This window comes from Steroidobacter sp., assembly GCF_016790065.1.
In the GTDB taxonomy this organism is placed as follows: Bacteria; Pseudomonadota; Gammaproteobacteria; order Steroidobacterales; family Steroidobacteraceae; genus Steroidobacter.
In genome coordinates this window covers 1-22,795 of record NZ_JAEUPY010000076.1, presented here as the reverse complement: position 1 = coordinate 22,795, position 22,795 = coordinate 1, and the positions used below count along the sequence as shown (strand labels likewise).

Here is a 22,795-nt window from a genome sequence, read left to right as displayed (position 1 = left end):
CGTGATAATTTCCTCGAGGCACGGCTAGATGCACGGAAGATGGAATCTGCGTGGTGATCTCGTGATACGAGAGGGCGCTGATCAGGCAGACCGCCGCGTTGGGAGCTCGCGCAGCGACCACGGCGAGATCAGGGTGCTCGGCCTCGTCCATTTCGCTGAGGCGATAAAGTCCGCGGCCCAGTTCGACGAGCTGACCGCTCTCACGCAGAGCGTACAGCGCGTCGGTGTGCACGCCGAGCGAGATTAGATCGCGAGTGCGGAGCGTGCCGCCCTCGTCGCGGAACGTCTGAAGGGCGGCGTCAAGGTTGCGGGTTTTCATGGTGGGTAATAATAGCACCATTTATGTAGATATGGTCTGATTCTTACCCAAGATGCTGATGCTAAGCTATTGATTATTATGGTTAGGCTGGCCGCGTCTGTCAGACGTCCTCTCTTCAAGTAAGTTAATAGTCGTCTCGATTGCCCCTGTGTGGTCGGTGTCAGTACCAACGCCTCCTTGCTTCAGATCTGTCTTTTTTCCAGAGTCGTCGGGATGCCTCTAAACAACCTCATCTGCGAAGCCATCCAAAAGCGCGCGCTGCTGGAGTTTCGTTATCACGGCCACCTGCGTGTGGTCGCGCCGTATTGTTACGGCCTGTCGAAGCGTGATGGCGCTCCGGTGCTTCGTGGCATCCAAGTTCGCGGCGCCAGTGCTTCGGGTGGGTTTGGGTTCGGCAAGCTTTGGATTGTTTCGGAGATGATGAGCGTTCGTGCTCTGGACGAGGCGTTCGTTCCGAACGATCCGAACTACAACCCAAATGACAGTGCGATGAGTGAGATCGTTTGCCGAATATGAAGTGTGCTCGCCCTCTAGCCCGGCGCCCCCTCGCCGGCGTATTGTCCGGCCATGGGCTGCTGCGTCCTAATCCTCTCCATCCTCTCCCAGCTGTTCGCCATGAACCGCAAGGTCCGGCGAATGCTGGGCCTGAGGGTAGTGGAGTGGTACGAAGATGAATCCGAACAGGCGCCGGCACCAAGGCCGACCTGGGCCGACCGAGGCCGAGCCATCCTTGCCACCACCGCCGGTCGAAGCATCCTGGCTGCGGCTGTGGTCGGTGAACTGACCTTCCTCGCCATCGCCCTCCCAGGTCCGGACGGCTTGCTGGCGAAGCACCGCCATCACATTCAACCAGTCGTTGAATTCTTCATGCCCGCCAGCAAGTTATATGGCGAGGACGATGCCATGTGCCGATCTCCCCAGCAGACCGCGGCCCTTACGCTCCCATCTGTCGCGCGCTAGCGCGCGGCCAGCCGTTACCCACAAGCATCGCCTTTCCCGGCGCCGCTATGCTCCTCAGCACTGTCACGAGGCACCCGCCAGATGACGCTGCTGTGGACCTATGGCTCAGATCGAATCCTCAATAGCGACCGGCACCGACGCGTTCCGCGAGACGCGAGCGGCGATGCTCGATCAACTGGCGCGCCTGCGACGCGTGGAGGAGCGCTCGCGTGCAGCGTCGGAAGCTTCCCGACCGCGGTTTGAGAAGCGCAAGCAATTACTACCGCGTGAACGCCTGGCGCTGCTGCTGGATCCGGGCGCGCCGTTTCTCGAGCTATGCACGCTGACGGGTTACAAACTCGACAATCCTGATCCTGAGAAGAGCGTGCCGGGCGGCGGCATCATCGCGGGTATCGGGTTCGTGAGTGGCACACGCTGCATGATCGTGGTGAACGATAGCGGCATCGACGCGGGCGCTTTGCAGCCGCGCGGGCTCGATAAGCAACTGCGCATGCAAGAGATCGCGTTGGAGAACCGACTGCCGTACGTGCAGCTGGTTGAAAGCGCGGGTGCCAACTTGCTGGCCTATCGCGTCGAAGAGTTCGTGCGCGGTGGCAATTTGTTTCGCAATCTCGCGCGAATGTCTGCTGCGGGTCTGCCGGTAGTGACTATTACTCACGGCTCGTCGACTGCGGGCGGTGCATATCAGACCGGCCTGTCGGATTACATCGTGATGGTGCGCGGGCGGTCGCGTGCGTTTCTTGCGGGGCCGCCGTTGTTACTTGCGGCCACGGGCGAAGTCGCGACGGAAGAAGAGTTGGGTGGCGCCGAGATGCACACCACGGTTTCCGGCCTGGGTGACTATCTCGCCGAGGATGATCGCGATGCCGTTCGCATAGCACGTGACATCGTCGGTAAGCTCGACTGGAATCGCGACCTACCGTCTGATGCGCGCGAGGGTAAGGTGCCGCGCTATAACGCCGATGAGTTGCTCGGCATCATGCCGCTGGATACCAAACGTCCGGTGGACATGCGAGAGATCATCGCGCGCATCGTCGATGATTCTGACCTGCTGGATTTCGGCGAGCGTTACGGCTCGGCGACGATATGCGGTCACGCGCGTATCGAGGGATACAGCGTTGGCATTATCACCAACAACGGCCCGATCGACGCGGCCGGCGCCGCGAAGGCAACGCACTTCATTCAGGCGTGCTGCCAATCGCGCACACCGATCCTGTATCTGCAAAACACCACAGGTTTCCTGGTCGGCCGCATGCACGAGGAGGCGGGCATCATCAAGCACGGCTCGAAAATGATTCAGGCCGTGACCAATGCCACCGTGCCGCAGATCACCTTGTACTGTGGCGCCTCCTTCGGCGCCGGCAACTACGGCATGTGTGGCCGCGGTTTCCATCCGCGGTTTTGCTTCTCTTGGCCGAATGCAAAGACGGCAGTGATGGGCGGCGAGCAAGCGGCGCGCACTATGACCATCGTGACGCGACAAGCGCTCAAGCGCAGCGGCAAGGATGAGAATCCGACGCAGCTCGAGCAGCTGGAACGCAAGATCATGTCGAATTTCGAGGGACAGATGGATGTGTTCACCACCAGTGCGCACGTGCTCGACGACGGAGTGATCGATCCGCGCGACACGCGGCAGATTCTGGCCTTCGCGCTTTCGGTGTGCCGCGACAGCGAGCGCAAGCAGCCGCAGTCCATGCAGTTCTCGGTGGCACGTCCCTAGATGCGCAGCCCGATGCAAGCCACACCCTTTCGCAAGATTCTGATCGCCAATCGCGGCGAGATCGCACTCCGCATCATGCGGACGGCGCGCACGCTGGGTTACCGCGTCGTTGCGGTTTACTCGTCGGCGGACGAGGGCGCGCGCCATGTTCGCGAAGCGGATCAGGCGGTGCATATCGGTGCGGCGGCACCGGCTGAGTCTTATCTGAATATTCCTCGCATCATCGAAGCGGCCCATCGCGTGGGTGCCGACGCGATCCATCCGGGGTATGGCTTCCTCGCGGAGAATGCCCGCTTCGCTGCCGCGTGCCGCGAGGCGAAGCTGGTGTTCATCGGCCCGTCCGCCGAGGCCATCGATGCCATGGGCAACAAGGCCACGGCGAAGCATCTGATGCAGCGAGCCGGCGTGCCGTGCATTCCGGGCTACCAGGGCGACGAGCAGGACGAATCGAAACTGCTGCGCGAAGCGGAGGCTATCGGCTATCCAGTGATGATCAAAGCCACTGCCGGCGGTGGCGGTCGCGGCATCCGGCGAGTCACGTCGGCCGCGGAGTTCTCGGCCGCACTGCGCAGCGCGCGCTCTGAGGCGGGTAATGCGTTCGGTGATGCTCGCGTGTTGTTAGAGAAGGCGATCTTGTCGCCGCGGCACGTGGAGGTCCAGGTTTTCGCTGACCGTCACGGCAACGCCATCCATCTCGGTGAGCGTGACTGCTCCGTGCAGCGGCGCCACCAGAAGCTGATCGAGGAAGCGCCATCGCCGGCCGTTACGCCTGAATTGCGCGAGCGGATGGGCGCGGCGGCCGTGCTTGCTGCCAAGGCCATCGACTACGAGGGCGCTGGCACGGTCGAGTACCTGCTCGATGCGTCGGGTCAGTTCTATTTCATGGAAATGAACACTCGGCTGCAAGTGGAGCATCCGGTGACGGAGTACATCACCGGCTTGGATCTCGTCGAACTGCAGCTGCGGGTCGCGGCGGGCGAGCGCCTGCCGGTCAAACAACAGGACGTGCGTTTCTCCGGGCACGCCATTGAAGTCCGCTTGTGTAGTGAAGACCCCAACAACTCCTTCGCGCCGCAGAGTGGTCGCATGCAGCTGTGGCAAATGCCTGCAGGCGTGCGCGCGGAACATGCGCTCGAGTCGGGCGCGGTCGTGCCTGCCGAGTACGACTCGATGATCGCTAAGCTGATCGGTGGCGGCGCGACGCGAGAGGACGCGCGCAGAAGTCTGGTGACGGCGTTGGAAGACGTGGTTGCACTAGGCATGCCGACCAATCAGACATTCCTCGCGAGTTGTTTACGGCATCCGGTGTTCATCGCGGGCGAGGCCACGACGGACTTCATCGACGGCGAGGGCGAGTCGCTGTTCGTCGTTGACGCGGAAAGCACCGCGCGGGCAGCTGCGCTGACCGCCGTGATGTTGCAAGTAGTGACTCACCCGCGGTCCGTATCGCATGTCCGGCGGTCGGCGCTGGCGCCAAAGTTACCCGTCAGCGCACGCTTTGAGATGAACGACAACTTGATCAGCGCGACCGTTCGTCAGACCGGTGCGGATCAGTACGAAGTGACGCGTGGGTCGCGCACGTTCCAGGTGTCTATTGAAAACCTGGGCGAGGCGAAGGCGCGGGTCTGCTGTGAAGGGATCGTCGAATCGCTGGTCTATGCGAGCGATGAGTCCGAGTTGCTGCTGTTGTATCGCGGCTCAGTGTATCGCGCGGCGGATCGCAAATTGACGTCGGCAACTCGCGGCGGCGCGGGCGCCGACGGCAAGGTGCGCGCGTCGATGACCGGCCGTATCGTCGCCGTGCACGCGGCCGTGGGAGATGTATTGGTCGCCGGCCAGGCGGTCTTCACGCTTGAGGCAATGAAGATGGAGCACACGCATCGTGCGCCAGTCAGCGGTCGATTGGTGGCACTGCGCGCTGAATTGCACGAGCAGGTCATGGCGCATCGAGTCATTGCCGAGCTGAGTGTGGAGCCAGAGGTTGGCGTCACGGCCGGAGCTTCCGTGGAGGAACGGGTGTGAGCGACAGTGGAGTTCGATGCGAGCGGCGCGGCGCGATCTACGCAATCACCATCGATCGCCCGGATCGACGCAACGCTCTCAACAGCGACGTGATCGCGGCGATTGCAGCCGGCTACGAGGCCGCGCATGCCGACTCGCAAGCTCGTGTCATCGTCCTGAGCGGTACCGGCGATAAGGCATTCTGCGCCGGCGCCGATCTTGCGCCAGGCAAGAATTTCGCTTTCGACTTATCGAAGCCAACTATCGACTACGCGGATCTCGCACGCCTCGCGCGCCGGGCCACGTTGCCGACCATCGCGCGGGTTAACGGCGCGTGCATGGCCGGTGGCATGGGATTGTTGGGATTGGCGGACCTCGCAGTCGCGGCTGATCACGCGGTATTCGGGTTGCCGGAGGTGCGGATCGGTTTGTTTCCTATGCAAGTGATAGCGCTGCTGCAGCCGTTGGTGCCGGCGCGCGTGCTACGGGAGTGGTGTTTGACAGGTGAGCGTTTCGACGCACATACCGCGCGCGCTGCCGGTCTGGTGAACTACGTCGTGCCGGCCGCCGAGCTCGATGCAAAGGTTGAAGCACTGGCCAACAGCCTCATCGCCGGCTCGCCGACGGCGATACGTCGTGGGCTGTACGCGTTTCAGTCGATGGAGGACATGTCGTTCGCCCAAGCGCTCGCGTTCGCGGAGAGCCAGATCGCGCTGGCCGCCGGGACGCAGGACGCGCGCGAAGGCTTGGCGTCATTCAATGAACGCCGCGCGCCGGTGTGGACCGGACGATGAGTCGCGCCGTGTCAGCTTCCACCTCTCACAAGATCGTGCGCATCGGCGGTGCCTCCGCGTTTTGGGGCGACAGTGCCTGCGGTCCCATCCAACTCGCGGAACGCGCTGAAGTCGACTATCTCGTATTCGATTATCTCGCCGAAACAACGATGGCGATTCTGGCAGCGGCGCGCGCCAAGGACGCGAGTCTCGGCTACGCGACCGACTTCGTGCAGGTCGCCATGCGGAGCATTCTGAAAACCGTGGTGGATCGTCGCATCAAGGTGCTCGCGAATGCTGGCGGCATCAATCCGCAGGCGTGTGCCGCGGCACTGTCTAAACTGGCCGATGAGTTGGGCGTGAGCGTCCGCGTGGCCGTGGTGGAAGGCGACGATCTGAACGAGCGTTTCGGCGATCTGCCGGCGACCGATCTCGATGGCGTCACACCGGTGAAAGTGCCGCCACGCACGCTCAGCGCGAATGCGTATCTCGGCGCGTTGCCTATCGCCCGCGCATTGGAGGAGGGCGCGGATATCGTTATCACTGGCCGCTGCGTGGACAGTGCGCTGACGCTTGCCCCATTGATGGTCGAGTTCGGTTGGTCCGCGACGGATTACGACTTGCTCGCAGCGGGCAGCCTCGCGGGTCACATCATCGAGTGCGGCTGTCAGGCGACCGGGGGCTTGCATACTGATTGGCAGCGCGTCCCGGATTGGAGCGACATCGGCTATCCCGTGATCGAGTGTCGCAGCGACGGTTCGTTTGCGGTGACTAAGCCGCCCGGCACTGGCGGCTTGATCGAGCGGTTAGCGGTGGCCGAACAACTGCTGTACGAGATCGGCGATCCCGCGGCTTATCTGCTGCCGGACGTGATCTGCGATTTCTCTCAAGTCCGTATCGTGCAGGAATCGGCGGAGCGTGTGCTGGTGTCCGGCGCGCGAGGATACGCGCCGACGAGTAGCTACAAGGTGTCGGCCACTTATCGCGATGGGTTCCGCGCCTCGGGCACCATGATCATCATCGGTATCGATGCCGATGCGAAAGCGCGCCGTACCGGCGAGGCGATTCTGGCGAGAACGCGGGCTATGTTCGCGCGTGCGGGCATCGCGGACTACACGGCAACCCTAGTCGAGGTCATTGGCGCCGAAACGATGTATGGGCCGCACGCTCGCGTGCGACGGCCGCGCGAAGTGATGATGCGCGTCACTGTGACACACGAGTCGAAGCAGGCTTTAGAGCTGTTCGCTCGAGAGATCGCACCGTCGGGCACATCGTGGTCGCCTGGCACAACCATGCCGCCTGGTGGTCGCCCTGGCGCGTCGCCGCTCATCAAACAGTTCAATTGTCTCGTGCCTAAGACCGCGGTCGAGGTGCGAGTGCTGGTCGATGGCCAATCGATTACGCTGCCTGCGCCTGTGCATGTCGACTCAACAGCGCCGGCACCTCTCGCTGATGTATCAATCGCCGAGAACAGCGCCGCGACGAATGCCGTCACGCTGCCGCTAGCAGCGATTGCCTGCGCACGCAGCGGCGACAAAGGTGACAGAAGCAACATCGGAGTCATTGCGCGCAAGCCGGAGTTCCTGCCGCTGATTCTTGCGCAGCTGACCTCGCAAAGTGTCAGTGACTATTTCGCGCATCTGGTCAAAGGCGAGGTGCGCCGATATTTGCTGCCGGGGATTCAGGCCTGCAACTTCGTGCTCGATGAGGCGCTGGACGGTGGCGGGCCGGCGTCGCTGCGCATGGACCCGCTCGGCAAGGGCATGGCGCAGATGCTGCTCGATTTCGAAGTGCAGGTGCCGGCGGAACTCGCCAGTAAGCTGAGTTGAGTTCAGCGGTCGATTTCGTCCAGCCAGTCGAGTAGATACCGGGTGGTTTCGGCGGGGCGTTCCTGCTGAGTCCAATGGCCGCAGCCGTCGATCATATGAACGCCGCGCACGTCCGAGGCATTCGCGCGCATCACCGCGCCGGGATCGCCGCCCGGAACCATCGATAACACCAAGTCTCGTGTGCCGCCGATGTACAGGCACGGTTGCTCGATCTTGCGTTCGCGGTACGGCTGCAGAAACTCGAAATCGCGACGGTGATTGCGATAGCGGTTGAGCGGCCCACGAAAGCCTGAGCGCTCGAACTCACGCACCAGATAGTCGATATCGCGCGGTGTTAGCCACGACGGGAAGGGCTGCGGATCCGGCACACCATCGAGCAGCGCTGCGCCGAATGACTTGTTGGACCACGAGCCAGGCGGCGCGTCGCCCGACGCAGAGTAGTAGATTCGACGCAGCGTCGAGCGGATGTCTGTTTCAAACGCAGCGTCCGCGACGCCTTCCTGCGCGAAGTACACCTGATAGTGGAAACGTTGCCGTTGCGTGTAGCGCTCATCGAGCATTTGATCGAGCGGTCGCGGTGGAATGCCCATGAAAGGCACTGACAGTCCCGCAACCGCACGCACCTTCTCAGGTCGTACCAGCGCGGTGTGCCACACGATCGGCGCGCCCCAATCATGGCCGATCAGAACCGCGGGTTTGCCGTCGCCGAGCAATGTCACGATGCCGGCCACGTCCTCGATCAGTTCACTCAGCGCGTAAGCGGCGATGTCGTGCGGACGCTCGGATCTGCCGTAGCCGCGGACGTCGATGGCGCAGACTCGATAACCACGGCTCGCGATGGGTTGGATCTGGTGCCGCCACGAGTACCAAGACTCGGGAAACCCGTGTACCAGCACTACGAGCGGTCCGTCGCCGGCGAGCACAGCGCGCAGGTGGATACCGTTTACAAACAACCGGTGCGAGCGTACCGGCAACTTCATTTACGCCACGCCTGCTGGAGGGCTGTCACGATTTTCTCGCTCAACTGAGGGCTGGTTTCCGGGATGCTGGCCACGAGCCGACGCTCGGAGTCGAGAATATATAGCAGCGCCGTGTGATCGACGGTATAGCCGGAGGCGCCAGGCACTAGATGTTTCTCATACCGAACGTGGAATTGCTCGGCGACCTTGGCGATGGCGTCCGGTGCGCCGGTGAACGCGTGGATGCGCGGGTCGAACGATGCGACGTATGTTTTCAGCCGCTGCGCGGTGTCTCGCTCGGGATCGACCGTGACAAACACCGGCGCCACTTGGGTCGCGTCGTTGCCTAGCTTTTCTAGCGCGCCATGGACAGCGACCAACGTGGTGGGGCAGACATCGGGGCAGAACGTGAAGCCGAAGGAGACCAGCAGATAGCGCCCGGCGAACCGACGGTCGTCGGCCGTGGCCCCGTCTTGATCTATCAACCCCGCGAAAGAGGCAGGAATGACAGCCGGCGCTGAATGGCGCAGCTTCATTGCCAGCCCGGCGCCGAGCAGTAGCGCGACCGGTACGAGCAACAACCACACGCGTGAATGACGATCGGGCAGGGGCGGCTCCTGGGCTATCGAACCACCCGCAGCTTAGGCAGCGCGCGAATCCCCGTCTTGCGTGCGCTGGCCGCCAGTGGCATTAGCCACTCCACACAAGTTCTCCGCGATGTAAGCCTCTATTGTGAAACATCGAGCCCGCCCGTGAGGCGGCGACTACCAGGGGGATGTCGATGGATATTCAGGCAGCGGTGATCCGGGAGAAGGGCGGCGCGTTCAACCTGGAGCGTGTCGAACTGGCCGAGCCAGCCGCGGACGAAGTGCAGATCAAGATCGTCGCCTCGGGCATGTGTCATACCGACCTTGCCGTGCGCGACCAGCATATTCCGTTGCCGCTACCGGCGGTCCTGGGACACGAAGGGGCCGGGGTCGTGACGGCGGTGGGCCGCGGCGTTACCAAGGTGAAGCCGGGCGATCATGTCGTCCTCAGTTACGGCTCGTGCGGCCAGTGTGGCAACTGCCTCGCCGGGCGTCCGGCCTACTGCGCGCAGTTCCTGGCGTACAACGTAGGTACGCGCCGGCCGGACGGCAGTTGTACACACAGCAAGGACGGGCAGCCGATGACCGGTTGTTTCTTCTACCAATCCTCGTTTGCCACCCACGCGCTCACCCACGTGCGGAATATCGTCAAAGTGGATAAGGATCTGCCGCTGGAGGTGTTGGCACCGCTTGGCTGCGGTATCCAAACCGGCGCGGGCGCGGTGCTCAATTGCTTGCGTCCCAGCGCGGGCAGCTCAATCGCCGTGTTCGGTGCCGGCGCTGTGGGCTTGTCGGCGGTAATGGCCGCGGCAGTGGCGGGCTGCTCGCGAATCATCGCGATCGACATGCAGGACAGCCGACTACAACTGGCGCGTGAGCTGGGCGCGACACATGTTGTAAACGCAAAGGCCGGTAACGCGGTTGAGCAGGTGAAAGCCGCGACGGGCGGCGCGGGCGCGGATTTTGCTGTGGAGGCCACGGGCATTCCCGCCGTCATGACGCAGGCGTTCGATGCCTTGAATGGCACCGGGACCGTCGTGGTGCTGGGCGTGGCTCCGGCAGGTGCGACTGTCAGCGTGGACATCTCGAGCCTGCTGAACGGCAAGACCCTGCGTGGTGCCATCGAGGGCGAAAGCGTGCCGGACATTTTCATTCCGCGGCTGATCGAGCTGTGGCAGGCCGGTAAGTTTCCGTTCGACCGGCTCGCCAAGTTCTATTCGTTCGAGCACATCAATGAGGCGGCCGAGGACTCGGAGCGTGGCACCACCATCAAGCCGGTGATTCGCTTTCCGGCCTGATCAGCCAGTGAGCGCAAGTGCATCAACGGGTGCTCACGCTAGTCTCGGTTGAAGATCAATAAACGTTGACCGCGGCGCCTGCCGCGGCGTCGGTCTAGGGGGCGATGCATGAGTACGACGACAATCGAATCGGGTCGCGACGAAATCCTGCAAAGTGGTGCAAAGGGGCCAGTTACGGCCGGCCGCCATCGACGGAACGCGGTGCTGTACGCGCTGGTCTGCATTCTCGGGCTGTTGCCGACCTGGCTGCAGATGTCGCCGAGCTGGCAGACGGCGGGCTTGGGCCTGTTCGCGCCGGGCGCGGGCTTTGTGGCATTGGGCGGCTGGTGGATGTTGCTTTTTCCACTCACGCTCGCCGTGTTCTGGGTGTCGGTGGTCGCTTGGTTCTGGGCGGGCATGGTGATTGCGCCGCTGACCGTGTGGCTCGGCACGGCGGCAATAGCGGGTGCGCTGGCCGGGGAGGCGATCTGGGCACCGGCGCTCTATGTCGTGCCTGCGTCGGCATTCGCAATCTTTCTGGTGTTCCAGTACCGCGGCGCCAAGCGTCGGGCCAAAGACCGGGAAATGTTCAAGCTGCGCCAGACGTATTTCGATTCGTCACTCACTGAGGTGCGGCAGCTGGCATCCGCTGAGCCGGTGGCGGGCGAGCGCGAGCTTACACCGGATCAAATCGCGGCCGTGCGCTATGTGCTGGAACGCGCGCTGCAGCCTATCGATCAGTTCAAAGGCTTCACCATCATCGACCAGTTCCAGCCCGCTGCGATTCGTTACCAAATTAATCACATGGGCTTTGCGCTGGGTCTGATGCAAGCGCATTACACACCGAACTTCCACGGCTATCTGGCCCAGGCACAACGCAATCTGATCGAGAAATATCTAGTGCCCAGGGTTTGGGACTACTGGGTGTACGAGTCGATGTGGGGCCATTTCAATTTCACCCAGCATGATCCGGTGGTCCGCGACAACATCATGTTGTCGGGTTGGTTCGCGATGCATGTCGGCTCGTACACGCTGAACACCGGCGATCAGCGCTACGCGCAGCCTGGCAGCCTCACGTTCCGACTCAACGATCGCAAGGTGTATCCGCACGACCTGCACAGCATGGTCAAAGCGGTGTCCGATAATTTCGATCGCAATCCGTTCACGCTGTTTCCGTGCGAGCCCAACTGGGTCTATCCCATTTGCAACATGTACGGCATGTCGGCGCTAGCAGTGCATGACGCGGCTTTCGGTTCGAGCTATGTACGCAAAGTGCTGCCCGGTTGGATGGGCATGCTGAAAACCGAGTTCACCGATCTGAAGGGGTCCATCGTCGGCTTGCGTTCGAAGTGGACCGGATTGGAGATGCCGTTCTATTCCGGCGAAGCGGGCTTCGCGTTCTTTGCCAATGTGTTCTCGCCACCGCTGGCGCGACGGCTGTGGGCCATCGGTCGTAAAGAGCTGGGATTCTGTTTGGCCAAAGATGCCGAAGGTCAGTCGCGACTGTCGTTTCCGATGGATCAGATGCCTTTCCTGGACAAGATGGATCCTGGTCACTACAAGCCCGGCGTGTTGTTCGCCTACGTGGCGGTGATGATGAGTGCACGCGAGTTCGGTGACGATGAACTCGCAGAGGCCGCGTTACGCTCCATGGAGCAAGACTGCGGTCCGGTGATGGAAGACGGTGTGCTCACTTATCGCCGCGGATCCTGTCTCGCCAACGTGTGGGGCGTCGAAGGTCGGTTGATGCGCACCGGCGACTTCCGCAACTCGTTCGCCAAAGGGCCGCCGGCGTCTGCGCTCAAGGGGCCGCTGCTTGCGACGGCGAGCTATCCGGAAGTGCTGGTTTCCAAGGCGTTCAGCCATGGCGAAGATTTGGAACTGGTGCTGTATCCGGGCCGAGGCGCGGGTGCGCAGCGACTCGGATTGGAACGGTTGCGGCCGAATGCGACGTACACCGTTTCTGGCGCTACCGTCAGTTCGCTGACCGCCGACGCGCAGGGCAAGGCAACGTTGTCGGTCGAGTTGAACGGCCGCACGCCGGTGCATATCAAGCCAGCGAGCGTTCACTGAGGTGAGTTCCGTCATGCCGTCACTTGCAGGCGGCGACGTGAGCGGGGAAGTGGCTGACTATCTGCGGCCACATTTCCGGTCGCTCGCCGATTTGATTCGTCATCAGGCTCGGCGGTTGGAGAATCGTTGTGCCTTTGTCGCTCCGGCGCGGCGTTGGACGTACGCCGAGTTGGATGAAATCTCCAATCGGGTGGCGCAGGGTTTGTCGGCTGAGGGCATAGGTGCTGGCGACGTCGTAGCGTCGCTGACCAAGCACGGCGCTGAGTGCGTCATTCTGCTGCTTGCTGCCAGCAAACTCGATGCAGTGCTGGCGCCGCTGAACTGGCGGCTCTCGCCCCGCGAGCTGGAGTATGTGATCGGTGTGGCTCATCCCAAGGTGCTCGTGGCCGATGAGTTCATGGGACCGGTGCTGAGCGAAGTCGCGATGCCTAGCGTGCGCCGTCGCTTGACCACCGAAGGTGACGATCCGGCGACCTCGTTCTCTGGTTGGGCGGCTGGCTTCGAGGCGTTGGATCCCGGCGCGCAACCAGATCTCGATGACAGCGCGGCGCGCTTGTTTTCCTCGGGTACGACGGGGTTGCCAAAAGCCGTCGATCTATCTCATCGCGGCATCCTGATTCAGTGCCACGCTTGGACCGGACCCTTCGGTTACAGGAAAGGCGACACGGTGCATCTCAACGTGCTGCCGACGTTTCATGTCTCCGGTTTAGTGAACGCCGTGTGGATGCTGTATCTCGGCGGCGTCGCTGTGTTCTATCCGCAGTTCGAGCCACGCGAGTATCTGGCCGCGATTGCTCAACATCGTGTGACGGATGCCTTTGCCGTACCGGCCATGTTGAGAAGCATGGTCGAACTGCCGGAGATTCAGACCACCGACCTGTCCACGCTCCGAAGCATCGCCTATGGCGGCTCGCCCATCGATGAACCTTTGTTACGTCGCTGTGTGGAGCGATTTGGCTGCGGCTTCCTGCAAGTCTTCGGCATGACCGAATGCAGCGGCACGGTGACGTTGCTGTCGGCTGAGGATCACACCCCCGGCGAGGGGCGTTCGCAGCTGCTGCGCTCGGTCGGCAGGCCCGGTCCGCATATTTCGTTGCGAGTCGTCGATCCAGTGAGCGGTAACGCTTGCTCGGAAGGTGACGTCGGCGAAGTCTGGATTCGTTCGCCGCAGAACATGAAACGTTACTTCGGCAATGCCGACGCGACTGCGGCGGTGTTTCCGGAAGGCCGCGACGATAGCGGCGGCTGGCTGCGTTCGGGCGACGCTGGTTATCTGCGCGACGGCTATTTGTTCCTGCACGATCGCATCAAGGACATGGTGATTACTGGCGGCGAGAATGTTTATCCCGCGGAAGTCGAAAGCGTCGTGGCTGCGCATCCGGCGGTGGCGGAAGTTGCCGTCATCGGCGTGCCCGATCAGAAATGGGGCGAGACCGTAAAAGCTTGCGTGGTCCTCAAACCGACGCTGCAAGCGACGGCCGCCGACATCATCGAATTCACCCGCGCTCGTCTGGCGCATTACAAATGTCCCACCTCGGTGGATTTCATCGCAGCGCTGCCTCGCAATCCCAGCGGCAAGGTACTGAAGCGCGTGCTGCGTGAACCTTACTGGGTCGGGCATACGCGTCAGATCGGCTGATCTCTCTTTAGTTGGAGCAACTGCGATGCCTGAAACCTCTGCCGCCGCCATTCAGCGCGTCTTCGACTTGCAGCGTCGAAACAAGTGGCGACTCAAGCTGTCCAGTGCCGAAGAGCGCAAAGGTCTGTTGCGTCGTCTGCGTGAATCGGTCTCTGGGCATGAGAGCGAAATTCTGGCCGCGTTGGCTGCGGATCTGCGTAAGCCGGCGGCGGAAGCGGCCGGTGAGATTGGCAGCGTGATCGCCGACATCGACGACGCGTTGGCACATCTCGATGAGTGGATGACGCCGGTCGACGTGGAAACGGGCCCGCAGTTCGGTGGCGCGAAGGCGCGCATCGTTTACGAAGCCCGTGGCGTGTGCTTGTTGTTCGCTCCTTGGAATTTTCCTTTTCAGCTGCTGTTTGAGCCGCTAGTGCCGATTTTGGCGGCGGGCAACTGCGCCATTGCCAAGCCGAATGAGCTGACGCCCAACACCAGTCGCATCTGCGCGAAGATCATTCGTGACTGTTTCGATGAGAGCGTAGTTGCAGTGTTCGAGGGCGGCGTAGATCTCGCCAACCAGCTATTGGAGTTGCCTGTCGATCATGTGTTCTTCACCGGCAGTCCGAAGGTTGGCCGTGCGGTCATGGCTGCCGCCGCGAAGCATCTCGCGTCGGTCACGCTTGAGCTGGGCGGCAAATGTCCGGTGGTGATCGATGCAACCACCGATCTTGCCCAGGCCGCTGCCACCATCGCGGTCGCTCGCTGTTACAACTCCGGCCAGGTGTGCCTGTGCCCCGACGTCGCTTGGGTGCCGCGCGAACTGCGTGACGCCTTCGTGACTCAACTCGAGGCGGCGGTGCGCAATACTTTCTACGCCGATGGTGAACTCAACAAAGCGGCGTTCGGCAAGATCGTCGATGAGCGCAATCTGCACCGGCTCTCGGGCTATCTGGATGATGCCGTCGGTAAGGGCGCGAAGGTTGCGTTCGGCGGCAAGGTGGAAGCGAGCGATCGGACTGTGCATCCGACCGTGCTGGTCGACGTGCCCGCGAATGCCAAGGTGCTGCAGGAGGAAATATTCGGGCCTATCCTGCCAGTCATGACGTATTCCGATCCGCTGGAGGTTTGCGAGGCCGTGCAAAGCGGTGGCAAACCGCTCGCGCTGTACGTATTCAGTAACGACCGCGGCTTCACCGACACGATCTTGCAGAACACGTCATCTGGTGGCGTCACCATCAATGGCTGGGCGTTGCATTGGTTCGAGCCGAAGTTGCCGTTCGGTGGCGTCAACGAGAGCGGCATCGGCCGCTATCACGGTGTGCACGGATTCCGCGAGCTGTCGCATGAGCGTTCGGTGTTCGCGGCATGAAGGCACTGTGCTTCGATCTGCTGTCGGAGTATCGAGCGCTGGCGGCGCTAGTGGAGCGTTTGAGCCCGGAGCAATGGGCGCTGCCTTCGGCGTTCTATGGTTGGACGCCCTACGATGAAATCGCGCACTTGTGTTTGTTCGATGAACTGGCGTTGCTGGCCACCACCGACAGCGCAGAGTTTCGCGAACAGCAGCGACAGATCGAGGCCACCATGGCGAGAGGGCACGAGATCAGCCAGATCGCACGGGTGAGATTCAGTGGCTGGTCCGGAGCGCGGCTGACGGAGTACTGGCGTAGTCAGTTCGTGCAGCTGACGGCGATACTGGAGAGGTTGGAGCCGAAAGCGCGTCTGCCTTGGTTCGGCCCGGACATGAGCGCACGATCGTTTGCTACCGCGCGGCTCATGGAAACTTGGGCCCATGGGCAGGATGTTTACGACGTCCTGCGTCTTTCACGGCCAGCCAGCGCGAGGTTGCGACACATCGCGCATCTTGGTGTGGTGACGTTCGATTGGACGTTCGTCAATCGCGGCCTGCCGGTCCCTGGGCCAGCGCCGCGTGTCGAGCTCTTCGTTCCTGGTTGTGAGCTGTGGTCTTGGAACGAGCCGTCCCCGAGCAATTGTGTGCGAGGCCCTGCTGATGACTTTTGTTTGGTGGTGACGCAACGTCGCCACTATCTCGATACCTCGCTCGCGTTGGCGGGGTCGACTGCCGTTGAATGGATGCGGATTGCCCAGTGCTTCGCGGGTCCGCCGGCCGACGGGCCAGCGCCGGGCACGCGCGTCGTGCTGGATGCCGCCATCGCGTAATGGCGACGCTCGAGGCAGTCGGCGCCGCGCAACTGTTATCGCCGGCGTTGCGGCATGAGATCGAGCCTCGCCTGGCCGCACTGAGGGCGCCGCTGGCAGAGCGAGCGATATCGGACTACACCTTCAGCAATCTATTTCTGTTCCAGCGAGCCCACGACTACCGCTATCTCCCTGGTGAGTATCCGTGCATTGCCGGCACCGCGTACGACGGTACCGCGCATCTGCTGCCTTTATTCGATATCACTACGGTTGCCGGCGAGGTGCTCGAAGAACTGCTCGGCACGACCCAATGTTTATTCCCAGTACCAGCGGAGTGGGCGGCGCGTTTGGATAGCACCCGCTTCGAATGCCACGCGCTGCGCGATGACGCCGATTATCTGTTTCCCATCGAACAATTCGTTGCGTACGAACATCACGAGCTGCGAGGCAAGCGCACCGCGCTGCGTAATTTGCAGTCCAGTCATGTGATAACGACTGCGGCCATTTCCCCGGCGACGGTTGACGATGCATTGGCTGTGCTCGACGGCTGGTGCGAGGACAAAGGATTTACCCGGCTACAGGCCGATGGCGGACCGTGCGAACAGGCGTTGGCTGGTGTCGGCGAGGTGGCGCCGCTGCCGGGTTTTATCTACTACGCCGACGGCGCGCCGGCAGGCTTCGTGCTCACAGAAATGCTCAATCCCGGCGTGCAGGCGGTGCGCTTTGCCAAGGGGCGGGTCAGCTTCGACGGCATCTATCCCTTCATGTTTCATGACCTGAGCCGCCGTCAAGGCGGTGCCACGGCATGGTTCAACTTCGAACAAGACCTCGGCAACCCCGGGTTTCGGCGCTCCAAGCTGTCCTACATGCCCGGCGCGCTGTTGGACAAATATCGGGTCCGGCGCAAATCGACGACCGATGTACGCAAGTCAGCCGCTCGACACAAGCCCGGCGACGAGCGGCCCCGCTAGGCTGAACTAAGTTGTAAATCTGCACGCAGCGGATTCGACAACCGACAAAGTCATAAACATTCGAGTGGGGGATATGAGCGTGAATCGGCGAATCTGCTCGGCGGTTGTCATTGCCCTATCAACCGCAGCCGCGCATCAGGCGGCTGCTCAGGACGCGGCTGCGAAACCCGCAGCGTCGGCCAATCTGGAAGAGGTCATGGTTACAGCGCAGCGGCGCGAGCAATCATTGCTCGAAGTGCCGCTGGCCATCGCGGCGTTGACCGCCGACGATCTACAGAGTCAGGGCATCACGCACACCAGCAGCCTGTCCTCGGTGGTGCCGAACCTGCAAGTGAATAGCGGCTTCGGCGATGCGCAGCCCAACTTCTCCTTACGCGGTATCAGCGTCGGCAACGAATACAACACCAACCAGGCTTCGCCGGTGGGCGTGTATGTGGACGATGAATACCTGCCGTTCCGGTCTACGCATGCCATGCAGTTGTACGACCTGGAGCGCATCGAGGTGGTCAAGGGGCCGCAGGGCACATTGTTCGGCCGTAACACCACCGGCGGTGCCATCAACTTCATCACCAAACGCCCCGGGCTCGGCGCAACGCAAGGCTTCGTGGATCTGGGCTACGGACGTTTCAATGACGTGCGTGCGCAGATGGCCTTCGAAACCACGCCGGTCGAAGATAAATTCGGCGTGCGTGTGTCGGTGAACTACAAGGACGCAGACGGCTTCATCAAGAATCTGTATCCCGGCCAGGATGACGGTAACAGCACCGAGTCGCTGGCGGGTCGCGTCGCTCTGCGCTTTCACCCGAATGAAGCGTTGGATATGGATCTGAAGCTGTCGGCCTCTGGCGGTGATCCGACGCAGGCCGCGGTGTGGCAGCGAGGCACCGGCGCCAATCTCACCAATCCATTTACCGGCTACAGCCGCGAAGGGTTGGGCTTCTGGACGGTCGAGTCGTTCCGTATGGATCACAACAAGACCGATCAGAAGGGCGCGGTGTTCACCTTGCGCTACAACTTGAACGATCAGTGGGATCTCACGTCGCTGAGTTCTTATGGCGACGCCTCGCTGACGTTCGGTCAGGACGGAGCCAGTTCGCCGGTGAGCTTGCTCGACACGCGCTATCACAGCGACTTCAAATGGTTCAACCAAGAGCTGCGCTTTGCTTACGGCGGCGAGCGCTTGAACTTCCAGACCGGCGCGTACTACGGCACCGATCGCAACAGCACCGACAACAAGTACGGATTCTTCTTCTTTGCGGGTCCGGCGTCGGCGTTGTCGATCGTGCAGCACTTCGTCCAGGAACGCGCCTCAACAGCGGTGTTCGCACAGGGCGACTATCGGCTCACCGATCATCTGACCTTGACGCTCGGCGGACGCTATACCTGGGACGATGCGGAGTATCGCGACGGTTGGGCCTATTTGGGCGACATCAACTACGCTCCGGTCGCCTACACGGTGGGCTCGGCTAACGCGCCGTTGCCGGATAAGAAGGCCGATGCCGGTGCCGAGTCGTATCGAATCGCGCTCAACTATCTGACCGACGCGGGTCACATGTTTTATGTGAGCTTGAACCACGGTTATCGCGCCGGCACGTATAGCGGCCAGGGCTATTTCAGTCCGGATCAGATCTATCTGACCAAGCCGGAAGAGGTGGATGCTTACGAAGTCGGCGCCAAGGGGCGGTTCTTCGATTCTCGCGTGTCGGCTACCGCGGCAGTGTTCTATTACGACTACAAAGATCAGCAGATCAACGAAGTGGTCGGAGCGGTGGGCTTCCTGCGTAACGCCGGCAAGTCGAGCGTGAAGGGCGCTGAACTCGACCTGCAGGCGGATGTCAGCAGTTCGGTCTCGGCACGCCTGGCGTTGGGCTATCTCGATGCCAAGTACGAGACGCTGTCGCTCTCCGGGACGGTGCTCGACGACAACGATCTACCGTTCGCACCGCGCTTTACCGCGAATGCAGGTATCGATTGGACGATCGGAGAGATCGCAGCGGGCTCGGTGAAGTTCTCGCCGTCGGTGAGTTACACGACGCGGCAATGGTTCTCGCCGTTCAACGCCAAAGCCGGCAACAGCTACTTGCAACAGTCGGCGTTGACTCAGGTGGCGGCGAATCTGGCTTGGGAGCGCGACAACCTGTCGGTGCGGCTGTGGGGCACGAACTTGTTGAACGAAGAGTTCTACACCTATGGCTTGAATCTGCAGGGCTCGTTCGGCTACGACTACCTGCTGCCAGGGCCGCCGCGCATGTACGGTATCGCCGCTCGTTACAACTTCTGAGTTGATTGGTGCCCATGGTCTTGCAATCGGGAAGTCTGGCTGGGAAGACGCTGTTTATTACGGGAGCGAGCCGGGGCATTGGTCGCGCCATCGCGCTACGAGCAGCCCGCGATGGCGCGAACGTAGTCATCGCGGCCAAGACGGTGGATCCGCATCAGACGCTGGAAGGGACCATCCTGACGGCGGCACGCTCAGTCGAAGCTGCGGGTGGTAGAGCGTTGCCGCTGCAGCTGGATATCCGAGATGAGCAGGCGGTGGCGGTGGCCATGCATGACGCCGCTGAGCATTTCGGCGGCATCGATATTCTGATCAACAACGCCAGCGCTGTGGCGTTGGCGGATACGGCCAGTGTGTCGATGCGTCGTTTCGATTTGATGCATGCGGTGAATGCGCGAGGCACATTTCTTTGTACCAAGCTGGCGTTGCCGTACTTGCGCATGGCCAGTAATGCGCACGTGCTGAATCTGGCGCCGCCATTGGAGCTCGACGCTCGGTGGTTCGCGCCGCACGCGGCCTATACGTTGGCGAAGATCGGCATGAGCCTATGCACGCTGGCCCATGCTGAGGAGTTTCGACCGTGGGGAATTGCCGTCAACGCACTGTGGCCTTTGACGACCGTTGCGACAGCAGCGGTCAGCAACGTATTCGATCCGGACGGCCAGATGCGCAGCCGCTCGCCGGAAATTGTCGCCGATGCCGCGCACTACATTCTTACGCGCCCGGCGCGGGAGGTCAGCGGCAATTTCTTCATCGACGAAGAAGTGCTACGGGCCGGCGGCATCACTGATTTCGCGCGCTACGACCTCGATCCCCCTGGGCCAAGGACGGCCGATTTGTTTTTGCCCGAGGCCGTATTGCAACGTGCAGCCAACACCATCTCTTCGAGCAGCAGCGCATAGTCGTCCAGGCTGAGCCGGCCCTCCGGCTTGTACCAAGTGGTCGCCCAGTTGATGGCGCCGTGAAGCATGAACTGCGTGGCCTTGGTTTCGGCTCGCAACAGGCCCTGGCTTTCGCAGTCTTCCAGCACCGAATGCCACACGTCGAAGTAGCGTTTGCGTAGTTCCGTCAGCGGCGCCTTTTCCGCGGCATCCATTTCGCGCCATTCGAACAGCAACACGGCGTAGAAGTCCTTGGTCTGTTCGTTCAGCAGGCAATCCAGTTGCAGGCGAATCATTGCCTGCAACTTGGCGCGCGCATCGGGTGCGGCGGCGACGACCGCTTCAGCGCGTACACACAACGACTGCGCCGCCTGATGCATCACTTCAAACAGCATCTGGCGCTTGGATTTGAAGTGATGAAACAAACTGCCCGACAGGATGCCGACGATTTCGGAGATGGCTCGAGTGGTCGTGCCGTGGAAGCCGCGAGTGGTGAACAGATGAGCCGCCGCGCTCAAGATCCGATTGCGCATCAGCACAGTCTCGTCGGGCCGTGCGTAGTCCGGCACCGGCGGCTGGCTGAAGTTGTTGGCGGCTAGATCAGCCATGACTGCGTAACGCGCTCTGCCGGTGTACGAATCCAGCATTCCTACGCGGCGGCTCTCGCCAGTCAGCATCGAGCTCGCTGGCCGAAGGTTCGGCAGTGCTCGGTGCATCGAACTGCAGCGTCAGGCGTCGCGATCCCGCCAGGATATCCCTGGGCCGCAACCCGTAGATGCGGCGGATGGAATGGCTGAAGTGCGTGGAATCGGGATAACCCATCTTCAGTGCCAGCTCGGTGAGATTGCTGGCGCTGGTCACATAGGGCAGCAAGGCTCGCGCACGTTTCCAGGCGCAGAAGGTGCGGAAGGTCATGCCGATCTGCTCTTTGAACAGATGCACGAAACGCGAGAACGACAGGCCGGTGAGGCGAGCGCATTCGGCTGCAAAGTATTGCTCGCACGAGTGCGCGCGGATCTGTTCGACGGCGCACTTGATGCGCTCATCGAGCCGGCGGGCTTTCAGCGGCTGGCCGAAGAAAAATCGATCGATGGCTTCGGCGGACGGTGCAAATGTTTCCACGCCGTCGATCCAGCGTTCGAATGCGCCACGGATGCGCAGATAACTTTCGGTCGGCGCTGATAGCAGCTGAGGAAATTGCCGTAGGAAGTCTTCGATGTCGACGCATTCCGGTTCGATGAGCACGTCCCACACGACGCGGTCGTTCGATTGGATGACATGCGGCACGTTCGGCGGCACGGCGGCCCAATAAGCCTGGCGCGGCGGCTCGTCGCCAATGGTGATGGTGAACGGTATGTCCCGGGCGATGTAGATGGTGAGCGAGCCGAGCGTTCGCTGGGAAATGGCTCCCAGGAATCCGGCATACACCACGCGCTCGGGAGTGATGGTCATGGCCATGCGGCCGTTGAAGGAGCCACGCGCGAAACGCTGATCGCGATCGGTCGCGGCGGGTCGAGAGTCGGTCGTCTGCGGCATGGCGCCCCCTGAATCCAACAGCTCTACTACTTATATATGTATCGCTCGGACCCGCCCGGCTCGGGCTACGGCCTCGTGCGTGGGGCTGAGTGTAGCAATCCAGGCCGCCCAATCAAGCGCATGCTTGGTTATTTTTCGAGCAACTGTCGGGTGGCTGTTGGGCGCAAGACTGGGGGCCGCTTTGCGATTGAAATGCTTGGGATTTTCTACCCTTCCACTAGCCGAAGTCCTATGAATTCCTACGCCCACGAGCCTGCGCCGTTCGAGTTTTCCGGCCGGGTGGCGGTCATTACCGGCGCGGCGAGCGGCTTTGGTCTCGAGATTGCCCGGGGTTGTGCCCGGGCCGGCATGAAGCTGGTGTTGGCAGATATCGATGCGGTCGGGCTGGCCGCGGCCGTCAGCGAACTGTCGGCTGTTACGCCCTGTGTGTCCGCCCGAACGGACGTGCGCATGGCCGGCGATCTAGAGGCGCTCAGTGCTCTGGCGTTTGAAACATTCGGCGCAGTGCATGTGCTGTTCAATAACGCCGGCGTGGTGTTAGCACGGCCGTTGTTAGAAACGCGCGCTGAGGACTGGCGCTGGATGTTGGATGTGAATTTGAACGGCGTGATCAACGGTGTCGCCGCGTTCGTTCCGAAGATGTTACGTCAGGGTGAAGAAGGACGAATTGTGAACACGGCTTCCGCGGCGGGCTTTTTATCTGTGCCCGATCTGGCGGCTTATTGTGTGAGCAAACACGGTGTCGTCGTGCTGAGCGAAGTGTTGCATCAGGAGTTGCAGTCGCAGAATGCCGCGCTCGGCGTCACCATCCTGTGCCCGGCGTTCGTGTCGACTGGGATCATTCACAGTGATC

The 22,795-nt window shown here is 61.8% G+C and carries 20 protein-coding genes; 15 read left to right on the top strand and 5 right to left on the bottom strand.

Going from position 1 to position 22,795, the window contains the following annotated elements; all coding sequences use genetic code 11:
* Positions 1–319 (bottom strand): type IV toxin-antitoxin system AbiEi family antitoxin domain-containing protein (locus JNL55_RS03200; protein WP_293849165.1); only part of this gene is annotated, 319 nt, incomplete at its 3' end.
* 213 nt (positions 320–532) lie between these two features.
* Between JNL55_RS03200 and JNL55_RS03195 the strand changes: the two genes are divergently transcribed.
* The 6 genes from JNL55_RS03195 (at position 533) to JNL55_RS03170 (ending at position 7,602) form a co-directional block, all read left to right on the top strand.
* Complete coding sequence (locus JNL55_RS03195; protein WP_293849162.1) at positions 533–835, top strand: hypothetical protein; 303 nt, start codon at positions 533–535, stop codon at positions 833–835.
* 99 nt (positions 836–934) lie between these two features.
* Positions 935–1,279: a hypothetical protein gene (locus tag JNL55_RS03190; protein WP_293849160.1), complete on the top strand. Its 345-nt coding sequence runs from the start codon at positions 935–937 to the stop codon at positions 1,277–1,279.
* Positions 1,280–1,379: 100 nt separating this feature from the next.
* Positions 1,380–2,999 carry an acyl-CoA carboxylase subunit beta gene (locus JNL55_RS03185; RefSeq protein ID WP_293849157.1) on the top strand — a complete coding sequence of 540 codons (1,620 nt, stop codon included), beginning with the start codon at positions 1,380–1,382 and terminating at the stop codon, positions 2,997–2,999.
* Between the two features lie 12 nt (positions 3,000–3,011).
* The gene (locus JNL55_RS03180; RefSeq protein ID WP_293849155.1) at positions 3,012–5,021 is read left to right on the top strand and encodes an acetyl-CoA carboxylase biotin carboxylase subunit; all 2,010 of its coding nucleotides are present in this window, start codon (positions 3,012–3,014) and stop codon (positions 5,019–5,021) included.
* On the top strand, positions 5,018–5,794 hold the full coding sequence (locus JNL55_RS03175) for an enoyl-CoA hydratase-related protein (RefSeq protein ID WP_293849153.1): 777 nt from the start codon (positions 5,018–5,020) through the stop codon (positions 5,792–5,794). The genes JNL55_RS03180 and JNL55_RS03175 overlap by 4 nt, the downstream gene beginning before the upstream one ends.
* A complete protein-coding gene (locus JNL55_RS03170; protein WP_415922994.1) occupies positions 5,791–7,602 on the top strand; it encodes an acyclic terpene utilization AtuA family protein in 1,812 nt (603 codons plus the stop codon). The genes JNL55_RS03175 and JNL55_RS03170 overlap by 4 nt, the downstream gene beginning before the upstream one ends.
* A gap of 2 nt (positions 7,603–7,604) precedes the next feature.
* On the opposite strand, the gene JNL55_RS03165 is transcribed toward JNL55_RS03170, so the two are convergent.
* Positions 7,605–8,582: an alpha/beta fold hydrolase gene (locus tag JNL55_RS03165; RefSeq protein ID WP_293849148.1), complete on the bottom strand. Its 978-nt coding sequence runs from the start codon at positions 8,580–8,582 to the stop codon at positions 7,605–7,607.
* A complete protein-coding gene (locus JNL55_RS03160; protein ID WP_293849145.1) occupies positions 8,579–9,148 on the bottom strand; it encodes an SCO family protein in 570 nt (189 codons plus the stop codon). The genes JNL55_RS03165 and JNL55_RS03160 overlap by 4 nt, the downstream gene beginning before the upstream one ends.
* Before the next feature lie 194 nt (positions 9,149–9,342).
* Here JNL55_RS03160 and JNL55_RS03155 point away from each other — a divergent pair, with 194 nt between their 5' ends.
* The 8 genes from JNL55_RS03155 (at position 9,343) to JNL55_RS03120 (ending at position 20,427) form a co-directional block, all read left to right on the top strand.
* Complete coding sequence (locus JNL55_RS03155; protein WP_293849142.1) at positions 9,343–10,446, top strand: NAD(P)-dependent alcohol dehydrogenase; 1,104 nt, start codon at positions 9,343–9,345, stop codon at positions 10,444–10,446.
* 108 nt (positions 10,447–10,554) lie between these two features.
* A complete protein-coding gene (locus JNL55_RS03150; RefSeq protein WP_293849139.1) occupies positions 10,555–12,498 on the top strand; it encodes a hypothetical protein in 1,944 nt (647 codons plus the stop codon).
* Between the two features lie 13 nt (positions 12,499–12,511).
* Positions 12,512–14,137 (top strand): long-chain-fatty-acid--CoA ligase, encoded by a 1,626-nt coding sequence (locus JNL55_RS03145; RefSeq protein WP_293849136.1) that lies wholly within the window; start codon positions 12,512–12,514, stop codon positions 14,135–14,137.
* Between the two features lie 25 nt (positions 14,138–14,162).
* The gene (locus JNL55_RS03140) at positions 14,163–15,488 is read left to right on the top strand and encodes an aldehyde dehydrogenase family protein (RefSeq protein WP_293849134.1); all 1,326 of its coding nucleotides are present in this window, start codon (positions 14,163–14,165) and stop codon (positions 15,486–15,488) included.
* Entirely contained in the window at positions 15,485–16,297 is an 813-nt protein-coding gene (locus JNL55_RS03135; RefSeq protein ID WP_293849132.1) for a TIGR03084 family metal-binding protein, read from the top strand. Before JNL55_RS03140 ends, JNL55_RS03135 begins: the two co-directional genes overlap by 4 nt.
* Positions 16,297–17,247, top strand: coding sequence for a phosphatidylglycerol lysyltransferase domain-containing protein (locus tag JNL55_RS03130; protein ID WP_293849130.1), 951 nt, complete (start codon positions 16,297–16,299; stop codon positions 17,245–17,247). The genes JNL55_RS03135 and JNL55_RS03130 overlap by 1 nt, the downstream gene beginning before the upstream one ends.
* Before the next feature lie 79 nt (positions 17,248–17,326).
* Positions 17,327–19,528 carry a TonB-dependent receptor gene (locus tag JNL55_RS03125; protein WP_293849128.1) on the top strand — a complete coding sequence of 734 codons (2,202 nt, stop codon included), beginning with the start codon at positions 17,327–17,329 and terminating at the stop codon, positions 19,526–19,528.
* Between the two features lie 14 nt (positions 19,529–19,542).
* Positions 19,543–20,427, top strand: a complete 885-nt coding sequence (locus tag JNL55_RS03120) for an SDR family oxidoreductase (protein ID WP_293849126.1) — start codon at positions 19,543–19,545, stop codon at positions 20,425–20,427.
* Here JNL55_RS03120 and JNL55_RS03115 read toward each other — a convergent pair.
* Together JNL55_RS03115 and JNL55_RS03110 are read right to left on the bottom strand one after the other, a co-directional pair.
* The gene (locus JNL55_RS03115) at positions 20,325–21,014 is read right to left on the bottom strand and encodes a TetR/AcrR family transcriptional regulator (RefSeq protein ID WP_293849124.1); all 690 of its coding nucleotides are present in this window, start codon (positions 21,012–21,014) and stop codon (positions 20,325–20,327) included. The genes JNL55_RS03120 and JNL55_RS03115 overlap by 103 nt on opposite strands.
* Positions 21,007–21,942 (bottom strand): AraC family transcriptional regulator, encoded by a 936-nt coding sequence (locus JNL55_RS03110; RefSeq protein WP_293849122.1) that lies wholly within the window; start codon positions 21,940–21,942, stop codon positions 21,007–21,009. Before JNL55_RS03110 ends, JNL55_RS03115 begins: the two co-directional genes overlap by 8 nt.
* Before the next feature lie 231 nt (positions 21,943–22,173).
* Here JNL55_RS03110 and JNL55_RS03105 point away from each other — a divergent pair.
* Positions 22,174–22,795 (top strand): SDR family NAD(P)-dependent oxidoreductase (locus tag JNL55_RS03105; protein ID WP_293849120.1); only part of this gene is annotated, 622 nt, incomplete at its 3' end.

Bases quoted from the DNA above. Each gene is read 5' to 3' on its own strand.
- JNL55_RS03185 (WP_293849157.1), top strand. From the start codon at position 1,380: ATGGCTCAGATCGAATCCTCAATAGCGACCGGCACCGACGCGTTCCGC.
- JNL55_RS03135 (WP_293849132.1), top strand. From the start codon at position 15,485: ATGAAGGCACTGTGCTTCGATCTGCTGTCGGAGTATCGAGCGCTGGCG.
- JNL55_RS03110 (WP_293849122.1), bottom strand. From the start codon at position 21,942: ATGCCGCAGACGACCGACTCTCGACCCGCCGCGACCGATCGCGATCAG.
- JNL55_RS03190 (WP_293849160.1), top strand. From the start codon at position 935: ATGAACCGCAAGGTCCGGCGAATGCTGGGCCTGAGGGTAGTGGAGTGG.
- JNL55_RS03165 (WP_293849148.1), bottom strand. From the start codon at position 8,582: ATGAAGTTGCCGGTACGCTCGCACCGGTTGTTTGTAAACGGTATCCAC.
- JNL55_RS03140 (WP_293849134.1), top strand. From the start codon at position 14,163: ATGCCTGAAACCTCTGCCGCCGCCATTCAGCGCGTCTTCGACTTGCAG.
- JNL55_RS03155 (WP_293849142.1), top strand. From the start codon at position 9,343: ATGGATATTCAGGCAGCGGTGATCCGGGAGAAGGGCGGCGCGTTCAAC.
- JNL55_RS03150 (WP_293849139.1), top strand. From the start codon at position 10,555: ATGAGTACGACGACAATCGAATCGGGTCGCGACGAAATCCTGCAAAGT.
- JNL55_RS03115 (WP_293849124.1), bottom strand. From the start codon at position 21,014: ATGGCTGATCTAGCCGCCAACAACTTCAGCCAGCCGCCGGTGCCGGAC.
- JNL55_RS03180 (WP_293849155.1), top strand. From the start codon at position 3,012: ATGCAAGCCACACCCTTTCGCAAGATTCTGATCGCCAATCGCGGCGAG.
- JNL55_RS03130 (WP_293849130.1), top strand. From the start codon at position 16,297: ATGGCGACGCTCGAGGCAGTCGGCGCCGCGCAACTGTTATCGCCGGCG.
- JNL55_RS03120 (WP_293849126.1), top strand. From the start codon at position 19,543: ATGGTCTTGCAATCGGGAAGTCTGGCTGGGAAGACGCTGTTTATTACG.
- JNL55_RS03195 (WP_293849162.1), top strand. From the start codon at position 533: ATGCCTCTAAACAACCTCATCTGCGAAGCCATCCAAAAGCGCGCGCTG.
- JNL55_RS03170 (WP_415922994.1), top strand. From the start codon at position 5,791: ATGAGTCGCGCCGTGTCAGCTTCCACCTCTCACAAGATCGTGCGCATC.
- JNL55_RS03145 (WP_293849136.1), top strand. From the start codon at position 12,512: ATGCCGTCACTTGCAGGCGGCGACGTGAGCGGGGAAGTGGCTGACTAT.